The sequence below is a fragment of the Acinetobacter sp. YH01019 genome, assembly GCF_013420285.1.
Taxonomy (GTDB): Bacteria; Pseudomonadota; Gammaproteobacteria; order Pseudomonadales; family Moraxellaceae; genus Acinetobacter; species Acinetobacter gandensis.
This window is the reverse complement of the sequence record NZ_VOYM01000082.1, coordinates 1-11,667: the sequence shown is the minus strand read 5'-3', so window position 1 is coordinate 11,667 and position 11,667 is coordinate 1. Positions and strand designations below refer to the sequence as shown.

Genomic DNA, 11,667 nt, shown 5'->3' with positions numbered 1-11,667 from the left:
TCATGAGAAAGCCCATATAAATGGGTAATGTACAAGTTGCTGTAGAAGCATGTTTAATTCGTCTGATCACAGATACTTTATAAAGTATTTTAATACTTTTTTGAATCCGTCAATGCGTAAGTCCTATTACTATACAGATATCGCTGGAAATACTACAGGTACATCAGGCTTAACGGCTGCAGACTTTAAAGGATCAACCTGTAACGTCTATAGTTGTGGCACAGAATTAAAAGCCAATGCTTCAGATGCTACAGCACTGTATCAAGGGCGTGATGCAACACATAGTAGTATTGCAATCGGTACAGTAGAGCGCTTGCCTGGTAATCTGCTGAATGCAAAAAGTACGGATACGGCGACAGGTGTGGTCTTTAAAGGTGTCAATGGACAAAGCACGAATTTAGGATCTGTTGCCATAGATGGCGTCTTGATTCAGCACTTAAAAATAAGAACAACAGGGCTGTAGGAGAAATTACATGTATAAAATTTTATGCGCTGTTGTTTGTGCTGCACTGACACAAACTCATGCAGGCTTAGTGTCTATGGATAATACCGAACTCACTGCTGCAACCGGTCAAGGCGGTGCTGATCTCAGTTGGACACTTTCCTTAAACCATCAATACGCCAATGATATGTCGAAAAACAACATTTCTATCATGGATGCGAATGGAAAAACGACTCAAGCTTTTTATGGATATCAATGTTCATCCAATGAGTTTTGTCGCTTAGCACTTGCGCCCAATAATCATGTGGATGCAAATGGTAATAAGAAATGGTTGGTGTTTAAACAGTTTCAAGGAACGTTACAGATCGATCAATTTTCACTAGATGGTGTGACGATTATCAATCGTGAAGGTAATCCACAAACGGCTATGCAGTTGACATTTTATGATGATAAGCCATTAAAAATTAGAAATTTAGGTTTTGCTACGTTGGCGGTGGAAACAGGGACGACAGGTAAGGAAGGTTATGAAAATACCAGTACTTATACGACCTATACCGAAAAGAAAGCTGATGGAACAACTTCAACTTTAGCTGTGCCTGATTTTGATCGTGGTTCAGAACAAGGATTTATGGGTGTTAATGTGCATGGCAACATGCACATGAGTGGAAAGTTAAACATCTTCAGTTTTAACTGCACTGGAAATGGTGCAGGTCGCTGTTAATCAGCTTTGACTGAATATAAGGATATTGTGATGAAAAAAATAACAACTTTAACGGCACTCGCAACCAGTATTTTACTTGCTCAACATGCATATGCTTTTGAAGCGATGACCGATGAAAGCTTGGGTGCAGTTACTGGCCAAGATGGTATTTCGATTACCCATGAAGTTTCTAGAGTCAAAGTTGATCAGTTAAATTGGGTTGACCCAACTGACCAAAATAAGATGAAAATGGGGTTGCACAATGTACAAATAGATGGCGTTGGGCAAAGCACCATTACATCAAAATTAGATTTTGATGTTGGGACTACGGATGCTGGTGTAGGCATGCGTATTGCCGCAAGTGTCAGCCCATTTACTGCTGTTGCGCAAAATATTATGCTGCTGTGTCAAGGCGCAACGTGCCAAACGCCTACGCAAAATTTAGGTTCACTTGCGATTGCAACATCTTCACCTTTAAAAGTATTACTTGAAACCAGCAATGGTCTATTTAACCGTAATGATACGGCGTATATGGAATTTCAATTGCAAAATGCCAGTATTAGTCATGGTATGAATGGACATAGCGTAACCTTAAAGGACTTTAACTTTAACTTTGCTGGTTCAGGTTATATGTATGTCGCAGCTGATGAAGGCATTGTTCTCACCACAAAATCCACAGGGAGCAAAGACCATACGGTCAATTTGGGGCGGGTAAAGGACACTTCAGATGTGCATAGTTCACGTAGCGATGCCACAAACCCCGGCGTTAATATCGATTTACGATACGGTACCGATGGTGGTGCGCAGCGCAATTTAATTCGTATGGGAGCATCGGGTGCTGTCACTAATGCACGAGTTGCCTTAAATGCCAATCAAGACGGAATCAAAGATTTTGGTCTAGCAACGAAGGCTTCTGGATATGAGTCCGTTGGTTCAGGTGGTTTACATTTAGGTGTGCGCGCGGATTTCACTTCAAAGGATGATCCTAGCCTTGTTGCAGGTCAAGCACCGACAACCTTAGAAATTGGCCATACGGGTATTGGTAGTTATGCCATTGAATTTTCTAATTTAACGTCTTTAGTTGCTGATAAAAATGCCTATATTGATTTTGGCGATATTTATATCAATACCATTCAAGCAAAAAGCCTTGATTTTCTGGTAAATGATAAATTAAAAGCAACATTAGGTTTAACCAATAATGTTTTAACCCAGAATCTGTCAAATCAAACGGCGGGCGGAAATTTTGCACTAGTGGCGATTCGTGGTATGGATTTTCAGTCCATCGCGCGTACAGCACGATTTATTTCTGATAACTCAATTGCCGCAATTGCAAGTAATGACAATAGTTGGGGGATTGGTATCCCGATTTATAATATGAATGCTAACGTTGCATTATCAGAGAAAAAATACAGTTATAAAAATGCGGCTGAAAAATCAGGTATTGGCTATAACCTTGTAATGAGCACAGATGGTTATGGTGTTGATAAAAAAACAGGAACACCAAGTACAACTTCTATTATTTTGATTGATGGTAAAAAAGGTATTAATGGTCAAGAAGTCAATTATTATGCTGGCTTAAGAAACATCAATGCACTTATTCAATCTGATGGTGTGATTGGTTATGAAAATGATGGCATCTATGTACGTGCAGATAATTTATTGATTGCAGCTAATGCCGAGTTAGCGATTGGTCAACTTCCGGGTTCAACCTATAACTGTGCGACTACAGCTTCTGCCAAATGTGGGACTACAGTACCTTTAGATAATTTCTCTAAACGTGATGATGTGTTGACGAATATTGTGTTTAAACTTGATGGTAAAGGTGAGCTATTTATAGTACCGGGTCTAAATGACACTGCAGAAAATAATTATTTATCTTTCCGTGGAAGCTTTGAATTTAAAGCATTAACTGATGCTGAAAAGAAAGATCAAAAAGTTATGGGAAGCTATTTAAGTTTGATGAATGAAGATGTAAATGCCAGCGGTGTCGTTTCAGCTTCAAGTATCAATATTAATAAAATGCAGGGCGATCTAGGCTTTGATGCTCGAATTAAAATGAAACAAGATTCGGTAGAGTTTGATAATCAGGTAAAATTCAATCCAACCAATAATATGTCTAAAGCGTTTCGTGCAGAAGTTTCGATGTTAACAAATGGCAATATGCAAAAGATGGCGGATATTGCCCTAACCGGTGGAACAATGCGAAGTACGATGGGGATTACTCCACGCTAGTAAAATTAAATCAATAACAAATAAATAAAATAACGAACAGGGAATTTGTTATGAAAAAGAAGTTAATCAGAGGTTTGATATTCTCGACATTTGCGATGAGTAGCTTATCTCATGCAATGATGGCTTTAGATGATGAAAGCTTATCAAAAGTTGATGGTCAAGCTTTACTCTCCATGGAATATACGCAGGGGTATAATTCTGTGGATGAGAGTGGACAAGCCGTTGACCAATCCAAAGTTGGCTTTTATAAACTTGGTTTGGAAGCTGAAATGGAGCTCAATGCCAATATTAAAAAGCTCCAATTGGGTTGTGGTGGTGCAAATGGCTCAGGTGCTTGTGATATTGATATTGATCATATTTCACTGAGTGGCTTGCCTGCAAATAGCAATTATACGTCGGATGAACGTGCGGCAACTTCAGCTTTGCTGACCAATCCTTTTATCGAAATTGCAATTAAAAATCCGAAATCAGCGGCAACACGTGAAGTGATGGGCTTTCGTTTGAGCGCTGAAAAAATTTCTGGATTAATGACATTAGGTACAGAAAATAGCAATACACCCAATGGTATCAATACCTTTAGTGGTTATATGAAAACAAAAGCGTCTGCGGGTGTTGCAACAACTGCCGAGCGTGTGATGGACTATGCTTCTACGCAGCAATATATTGAAGGAGCAGTTAAGGGGACATTATTTGGTGCAGAAGTTGATCTACCGCTTCACTACAAATCAGATAATTATTCTTTTAATTTAAAATCAACCACAGCACCTTTTACGATTCCAGCTACTGTCGTGAGTGGGAATAGAATGACAGATGTACAGTTAAAGGGTACAGGAACAGTTGATCGTCTTGATTTTAGTGGTCCATTAGAAGCTCAAATCTCTCTACTCGGTTTAAACATTAATTTGAATAAAGATGTGACGGGGTATCTTACTGGGCTAAAAACCGATATTACGGTAAATCAAAGTTTAGGTTTGATTCACGCACTTTATCTAAATAACCCTGCTTCGCTATCTTTACAAGCTCAAAAAATAATCTGGCCTGGTGCTGCAGTCGCAGCAGAAAGAGGGTGGTGGCTGGCGATGGAAGATGAAGTCGATTTGGGGAGTATTACACCTTCAGATAAAGTGGCGATTACGGATGAAGTGTTGAAACAAACGATCGCTGGAATTAACCATGACTTAAGTACCAATGTTCGTAATTGTGGAGATTTAATCTTTGGTTGTGTTGCAGGTTCGGCTTTAGATGTTAAAGAAATTAAAAACCCGTCATTAATTGATTTCCCATTAAACAATTTAAAACTTTCTGGACAGGAGTTTCGTTCTAACTGCTTCGGCGGGCTGAAATTCTGTTAAGGCTTAAAATATTTGATATAAAAAATCCCGCACCTAGCGGGATTTTTTATGTTTAGCGCAAATTATTTTGCAAGTTTCGCTAAAAGGTCTTCTTTACTGAGGTTGCTTGATTCTTCATCACGGCGACCTTTGTATTCAAATGTACCAGCATCCAAGCCTTTCTCACCAATCACAATACGGTGTGGAATACCCGTTAATTCGATATCAGAGAATTTAACCCCTGGGCGTTCATTACGGTCATCTAATAATACATCGTAACCAGCAGCTGTTAATTCTTCATACAGCGCTTCAGCAGCTTCCATTGTACGCGGTGACTTATGTGCATTCATGGGCACAATAGCAACTTCGAAAGGAGCAATTGCAGACGGCCAAATAATCCCTTTGTCATCGAAGTTTTGTTCAATCGCAGAAGCAACAACACGGGTTACACCAATACCGTAGCAACCCATAGTCACAACGAGAGGTTTGCCATCTTCACCTAAAACTTTGCAGCCAAGCGCTTCAGAGTATTTTTGACCCAACTGGAAGATATGACCAACTTCGATACCACGTTTAATCAAGATTGTACCTTGACCGTCTGGAGAAGGGTCACCTTCAACAACATTACGAAGGTCATAAACTTCGGTGTATTGTGCATCACGTTCCCAGTTTACACCTACAGCATGTTTATCGACTTGGTTTGCACCAGCAACAAAGTCTGAAAGTACAGACGCTGCACGGTCAACAATAACGGTAATGCCTTTTTCGGTTAAGCCTTGAGGGCCACAGAAACCAGCAGTTAAGCCTAAGTCAGCTAATTGTGCTTCAGTTGCAAAAGTTAAAGGAGCAGTAATTAATGGGTGTTTTTCTGCTTTAATTTCATTCAGTTCATGGTCACCGCGTAAGAATAAAGCAATAACTGGTGCAGCTTTACCTTCTTCAGCAACACCTTGGACCAATAATGCTTTGACAGATTGAGCAGGGTCTGATTTAAGGAATTCAGAGACATCTGCAATAGTTTTTTGGTTAGGTGTATCTACAATTTCGAGTGCTTTGGTTGGCGCAGCGCGTTCACCCACAAGTACTGCTTCAGCCATTTCAACGTTCGCGGCATAGTCTGAGTCGGTAGAGAATGCGATATCGTCTTCACCACTTGATGCCAGTACATGGAATTCGTGTGAACCCGATCCACCAATTGAGCCTGTATCTGCTTGGACTGGACGGAAATTTAAACCCAAACGAGTGAAAATTTTGCAGTATGCAGCATACATATTGTCATAGGTTTCTTGTAAAGATGCTTGATCCACATGGAAAGAATAAGCATCTTTCATAATGAATTCACGTGAACGCATTACACCAAAACGTGGACGAATTTCGTCACGGAATTTCGTTTGAACTTGGTAGAAGTTCGCAGGTAATTGCTTGTAACTTTTTAACTCGTTACGTGCAAGATCAGTAATCACTTCTTCATGCGTTGGTCCAAGAACAAAGTCATTGTTATGACGGTCTTTAAAACGTAGCAGTTCAGGGCCATATTGCACAAAACGACCTGATTCTTCCCATAGCGAAGCAGGCTGAGTGACAGGCATTAGGACTTGAAGTGAACCGGCACGATCCATCTCTTCACGGATAATCGCTTCAACTTTATTTAATACGCGAACGCCCATCGGCAGCCAAGTGTATAAACCTGAAGCCAATTTACGAATCATCCCAGCACGAAGCATTAACTGATGTGAAATAACTTCAGCATCGTTTGGGGTTTCTCTTAACGTTGCAAATAAAAAGCGACTCGCGCGCATGGAAACTGTCCTAAAAAATTAAGCGTTAAAGTAGAGAGTATACAATAAAAAATGAGGCGAACATTTTTCAATGTCCCCTCAATTTAGATTTTGCAATTATGACATGATTTTTTTGGCTTGACGTGCAAGAAAATTACGGAAGTCATCAAGATAAGTAAAAATAACCGGCACCACCACAAGAGTGAGGAGAGTGGAAGTAATGACCCCACCAATCACAGCATGGGCCATAGGTGCACTTTGCTCACCACCTTCACCCAGCCCTAGAGCAAGTGGTACCATTCCCATGACCATGGCACTGGTAGTCATTAAAATGGGACGTAACCGCGTCTTACCAGCATCGATAATGGCATCGTAACGATCGACGCCACGATCCATGGCTTTTTTAATAAAGTCGATGAGTAGAATGGCATTTTTGGTGACTAAGCCCATGAGCATAATGATCCCGATAATGGAAAATAGATTCATGGTGGAGTTAAAAACAAATAATGCGAGGAACACACCGATTAGAGATAGTGGGAGTGATGCCATGATGGCCGCAGGGTGAATGAAGCTATTGAACTGCGAACCCAAAACGATATAAATAAACACAATTGAAAGGGTAATGGCAGTCATGGCATAGCCTGCGGATTCAGCCATATCTTTGTTCGCGCCTTGTGTAACAAAGCTATAGCCCGGTGGCAAATCAAAGTCTTTTTCAATTTGATTGATTTCTGCACCAATATCACCTGCAGGACGGCCTGCAGTATTGGCTTCCACCATTACTTCACGAGCCAAATCACGACGATTAATTTGTGAAGCACCTAAAGTTTGCTCAAAACTCGCAACACTGGCCAAAGGTACCAATATAGGTAAGCCAGCTCCATCGTTTTTTTGAGAAGTGATATACATATTTTGAATATCAGTGGGTAGGCGACGTTGATCTTCGGTGAGACGTAGATTTACATCATAGGTTTCACCTTTGTCGTCTTTCCATGTAGTCACATTGTCGCCTGCTAGAAGTGGGCGAACTACATTGGCAATTTGATTGACTGATAGTCCTAAATCACTCGCAAGAACACGATTTACGTGAACCCCTAAAGTTGGTTTTGGTTCCTTTAACGAGCTTTCTAAATCGACAATACCTTCTACTTTTGCTACCTCAATTAAGAAACGATCTGAAATACGTTGTAATTCGTTTAAGTCAGGGCCTTTAATAGAAATCATGACCGGTTTTTGACCACCTGAAACAGTTTCATCGGCTGAAGCGACTGATGTGATTGTAATCCCAGCCACATGTTTCAAGCGTTGACGGAATTCGTTGTTTAAATCAGTCAAACTCTGCTTACGTTCAGTACGGGGGGTAACTGTGACACGTAAACTCACATGGTTCTTACCACGATCTGTAGCACTATTAATTGCGCCGTAGGTTGCTTTGACTTCAGGATGTTGACGAACAATCTGATCAACTTGCTTCAGTTTGGCTTGTGAATATTCGAGCGTTGCATCAACAGGTGTTTCAAATTTAATGCGAATTTCACCTTTGTCTGGCACAGGGACAAATTCTGTCCCGATCAGTTTCGACAGACCAAGTGCACCAAATAAAGATGCAACAGCAATTAAAATAGTAATGAAACGGAAGCGTAAAGCCAGTTTGAGCAGCTTTTCGTAATGATGACTTAAGTTATCGAGCTTTCCAGAGATCCAATTAAAGAAACGCTTTACACGTCCTGGTTTTTTGTTTGGGTCATGTTTTTCAGCCCAATGCGCAGAGAGCATCGGGTCAAGGGTAAAGCTGACAAACATGGAAATGAGTACCGCCGTACTTACCGTGACACCAAACTGATAGAAGAAGCGGCCAATAATACCGCCCATAAAAGCGACAGGAAGGAACACCGCAACGATAGTGAGCGTTGTCGCTAATACAGCGAGGCCAATTTCTTTGGTACCATCTAGTGCAGCTGTGACATGGTCTTTACCCATATCGGCGTGGCGTACAATATTTTCACGGACCACAATCGCATCATCAATCAACAGACCAATACTCAGAGATAAAGCGAGTAAAGTCATCATGTTAATTGTGAAACCAAATATCCAAATAAAGGTTAGCGTGCCCAATAGAGCTATCGGTAAAGTTAAACCTGTAATCGCTGTAGAGCGGAATGAGCCTAAGAATAACAAGACGATTAATATCGCCAAAACGGCACCTTCAATAATGGTACGCGCTACATCTTTAATACTGCCGCGGATACCTTTTGAAGAATCGACGACGACTTCGGCTGTTGTTCCTTTAGGGAGTTGTTTTTGAATCTCTGCAAGGGTCTCACGGGTATTGTCTACGACTTCAATCACGTTTGAATCTGAACTGCGTAAGATGTCGACAGCAACAGCCGTTTTGCCATTGAGATAGGCGCTCGATTCCATTTCAGCTTGGCTATCTTCAATCTCCGCAATTTGTTTGAGATATATTGGTGCACCATTTTTATTGGTAACCACCAAATCACCAAAAGCTGAAGGGTGGATTACACGCGATTTAATTTCGACTACCAACTCTGAATTGGCTTGTTTAAGCGTACCGCCTGGAACTTCGATATTTTCAGCTTTTAAGGTATTTATGACTTGATCAATACCAATGCCATAGCTTTGTAATTTTTGAGGATTAACCTGAATGCGGATTTGTCGTTGAGCATCGCCGAGTAAATTGACTGTTCCGACCCCGGGCACAGTACGAAGTTGAGGCACAATCCGTTGATTCAAATAAGAACTCAGATCACGTAGGCTCATATCTTTGGATTCAAAGACAATGGACATGATAGCACTGGCTGTCGGATCGTAACGCTCTACAATGGGATCATCAATTTCATCACGAAATTGGGCGGTCACAGGTGCAATTTTATCTCGTATATCTTGTGCTGCAACTGAAGAAGATACGTCAAGATTAAACTCTACAATGACCGTTGATAATCCTTCACTGGATTGTGAGATGACTTGTTTGAGTCCAGAAATGGTGTTGATTTGATCTTCAAGTTTTTTGGTAATTTCAGATTCGACCGACTCAGGCGAAGCACCTGGATAATTGGTATAAACCACAACAAATGGAAAATCGACATCAGGAAATTCCTCGACACCCATCCGTTGCCATGAGGCAAGCCCAAGCACCATCAGACAGAACATCATCATAATGGTGAAAACAGGGTATTTCACACTAATTCGGGTTAACCACATAACAACAATCCTGATTTTTTCTTTTAGTTCTTGGCAATGCTTACGACTTGCTGAATATCTTCATCGTTAAATTTTACACGGCTAATCAAATCGCTATTTTGCAAGCCTTGAACGATCGCTGTGTTATTGCTGTAGCTTTGATTCAAAATCTGAATAGGTGCTTTAGCAATTTTATTTTGTCGAATGACCCACACATATGGGTTGTCTTTTACATTTTGAATCGTGTCGAGGGGAATTTGTTGACCACTTATGGACTGGGCACTAACGAGACTGCCATCAACAAAAGAACCAATACTTAAAGAGGTGATCGCTTCATTCGGTTGTGCAAAAAATTCAATTTGACGGCTGGTTTGATCGGCAATCGGGGAGATACGATTGACATTGGCAGTTAGTACATTGCTATTCCCTTGAATCGTGTATTCAATTTTTTGTCCAATTTTTAGTGCGGCTTGCATATCACTTGGCAGTTTGGCCTGAATTTCTAGGCGGTCAGGATTCACAATTTCAAACAAGGTTTGTCCCGCACTAACCGTTTGGCCTGGCTCGACTTCACGTTTAGTAATTACGCCACTAATAGGGCTATAAATGGTTCCATCTTGATTGGCTTTACGTGCAATATCTACATTGGCTTGTTGTGCACGAACACTTTCCATTTGACCTTGATAGTCCACGCGACTTTGCTCAAATTCAACTTTGGAAATAAAGCCTTGATTCAGTAAACGTTGTTTTCTTTCCATCATCAAGCGTGCTTGATTGGCTTGGGCTTGAGTGGACGCGAGATTGGCCTGTGCTTGAGCAAGACGTGATGCATTATCTTGATTGTTTAAATGGACAAGAATTTGACCTTTATGAACCTGTTGACCCACTTCAGCAGTGACATTGGTTGCAGTAGCCGTAACTTGAGCCTGAATACTACTTTGTTGCACGGCACGAATGGTGCCGGTAAAGGCAGTTTTACTGACCGCTGAACCTTGTTGAATCGGGACTAAATCTTGCTGAATTAACTCAATCTTATTTTGTGTTTTAACCGTTTCTTGCTTTTCATCTTTTTGACATGCTGCCAATGTTAGGCTTAAGCAAAGCAAACTAAGTTTAAAAAAATGAGATGAAGGCTGTGCAGATTGCATAATGGTCCTTTTATTCAGCTGTCTATAGAAAGCAATTGAATAACAGAATTTACTCCATCGCTTTTAAACGTGAGATAATTCTGTCGTATTCTGCTTCTGTATTTCGATAGCGAGTTTGTAACGATTGAATATATTCTTTTTTCGCTACCATGTTTTTTTGATTATTGTTTAATGTGGTTTTTAGTTTTGCAGGAACAGTTTCACCTTTCCTGAAATATTCACGTTCTTGGCGTACAAATAATACACGATCTGTTTGTAATTGTTTTAATTGTTCTTGTTCAAATACAATTTGCTTACGGATGCCGGTCAACGCATCACGCTTTTTCGCTGCAGCAGTACGACTATTGGTATAAGCTTTTTTTAATTTTAAATCTGCATCTTGCTGACGAGCTTGTGCAGCACGTTGAGGTGCTTGGCGAACATCCGATTCAGCATTGTATGGACGGTTACGTTTTATGACTTGCATGTTTTGGTCAAGTGCTTCATAACCGTAGCGGATGTGATTAGGTGTCACATTGGTACTAATATTGGCCACACCTTTGCTGTCGTAATAACGATACCAAGTGGCTTTTTGAACTTGTTGAGCAGATGTAGTTGCAGCTTGAATACAAGGAACCTGTGCAAACAAGCACAACATCAATATCGTTTTTTTTGTGATGCTTTTCAGACCAATGAAGGTAAGTTTTTTATTGAACTGACTCGACATTGGGTGGTGTTTCAAAAAGTATGCTGAAAAAAAGCAGGTTGAATTTTGATAAAATAGAGAAATGCAAATAACTCTAGAAATCAAATGTCCAACCTGCCTCAGTGACAGTATAAAGAAAAATGGCATCAA

7 protein-coding genes and 1 pseudogene are annotated in these 11,667 nt (G+C 40.5%); 4 read left to right on the top strand and 4 right to left on the bottom strand.

What is annotated here, in order from left to right; translation table 11 throughout:
• Nucleotides 1-130: 130 nt before the first annotated feature.
• The 4 genes and pseudogenes from FTT84_RS14900 to FTT84_RS14885 all read left to right on the top strand — a co-directional run.
• A pseudogene (locus tag FTT84_RS14900) lies at nt 131-463 on the top strand (hypothetical protein); the annotation flags it as partial.
• Between the two features lie 10 nt (nt 464-473).
• Nucleotides 474-1,163 (top strand): hypothetical protein, encoded by a 690-nt coding sequence (locus tag FTT84_RS14895; RefSeq protein WP_067764582.1) that lies wholly within the window; start codon nt 474-476, stop codon nt 1,161-1,163.
• A 30-nt stretch (nt 1,164-1,193) separates the two neighbouring features.
• Complete coding sequence (locus FTT84_RS14890) at nt 1,194-3,374, top strand: DUF6160 family protein (protein WP_180081654.1); 2,181 nt, start codon at nt 1,194-1,196, stop codon at nt 3,372-3,374.
• Between the two features lie 50 nt (nt 3,375-3,424).
• A complete protein-coding gene (locus tag FTT84_RS14885; RefSeq protein WP_180081652.1) occupies nt 3,425-4,726 on the top strand; it encodes a hypothetical protein in 1,302 nt (433 codons plus the stop codon).
• A 62-nt stretch (nt 4,727-4,788) separates the two neighbouring features.
• On the opposite strand, the gene FTT84_RS14880 is transcribed toward FTT84_RS14885, so the two are convergent.
• The 4 genes from FTT84_RS14880 to FTT84_RS14865 form a co-directional block, all read right to left on the bottom strand.
• Complete coding sequence (locus FTT84_RS14880) at nt 4,789-6,504, bottom strand: proline--tRNA ligase (RefSeq protein WP_180081650.1); 1,716 nt, start codon at nt 6,502-6,504, stop codon at nt 4,789-4,791.
• A 96-nt stretch (nt 6,505-6,600) separates the two neighbouring features.
• Nucleotides 6,601-9,705: an efflux RND transporter permease subunit gene (locus FTT84_RS14875; RefSeq protein WP_180057785.1), complete on the bottom strand. Its 3,105-nt coding sequence runs from the start codon at nt 9,703-9,705 to the stop codon at nt 6,601-6,603.
• 23 nt (nt 9,706-9,728) lie between these two features.
• Complete coding sequence (locus FTT84_RS14870; protein WP_067764569.1) at nt 9,729-10,832, bottom strand: efflux RND transporter periplasmic adaptor subunit; 1,104 nt, start codon at nt 10,830-10,832, stop codon at nt 9,729-9,731.
• A gap of 49 nt (nt 10,833-10,881) precedes the next feature.
• Nucleotides 10,882-11,469: a hypothetical protein gene (locus FTT84_RS14865; protein ID WP_373685038.1), complete on the bottom strand. Its 588-nt coding sequence runs from the start codon at nt 11,467-11,469 to the stop codon at nt 10,882-10,884.
• Between the last annotated feature and the right edge of the window lie 198 nt (nt 11,470-11,667).